2 protein-coding genes are annotated in these 507 nt (G+C 53.5%); both read right to left on the reverse strand.

Going from position 1 to position 507, the window contains the following annotated elements; translation table 11 throughout:
- Positions 1-45: 45 nt before the first annotated feature.
- A complete protein-coding gene (gene iscX / locus F0169_RS27150) occupies positions 46-246 on the reverse strand; it encodes a Fe-S cluster assembly protein IscX (protein WP_032879605.1) in 201 nt (66 codons plus the stop codon).
- 14 nt (positions 247-260) lie between these two features.
- Positions 261-507: ISC system 2Fe-2S type ferredoxin (gene fdx / locus F0169_RS27155; protein WP_126844937.1), on the reverse strand; the 247-nt coding region annotated here is incomplete at its 5' end.

Raw genomic sequence — 507 nt, forward strand, 5'->3', positions numbered from 1 at the left:
TATACGCGGGTTATCAGGTATTGCCTAACTGCGTAAAAAGGCGGCTCAGTCTGCTTCTTCGATCCACAGGCCTTGAATCGCCTCCAGAACCTTTTCGCCACCCCGGTCCGGGATGTCGTCGAAGTCCGGCAGCGCCATTACCAGGTTGCGCAGCTTGACGAAGTTGACCGTCAGAGGATTGACCTCAGGGTGAGCTTCAGCAAGTTGTATAGCGATTTCTTGTACATCAACCCATTTCAGGCTCATGACATTTCCTTGAATCAATGCGGCGCTTCGGCCGCATGGTTGAGCGAATATTTCGGAATTTCGACGGTAATGTCTTCAGTTCCTACCTTTGCCTGACAGCTTAGGCGCGATTGCGCTTCCAGGCCCCACGCACGGTCAAGAAAGTCTTCTTCCAGCTCATCGGCTTCTTCGAGGGAGTTGAAACCTTCGCGAATGATGCAGTGGCAGGTGGTGCAGGCGCAGACACCACCGCACGCACTCTCTATCTCGATGTGGTTGTCA

Source organism: Pseudomonas kitaguniensis (assembly GCF_009296165.1).
Classification (GTDB): Bacteria; Pseudomonadota; Gammaproteobacteria; order Pseudomonadales; family Pseudomonadaceae; genus Aquipseudomonas; species Aquipseudomonas kitaguniensis.

Excerpts from the sequence above, each read along its gene's own strand:
- iscX (WP_032879605.1), bottom strand. The coding sequence starts at position 246 with ATGAGCCTGAAATGGGTTGATGTACAAGAAATCGCTATACAACTTGCT.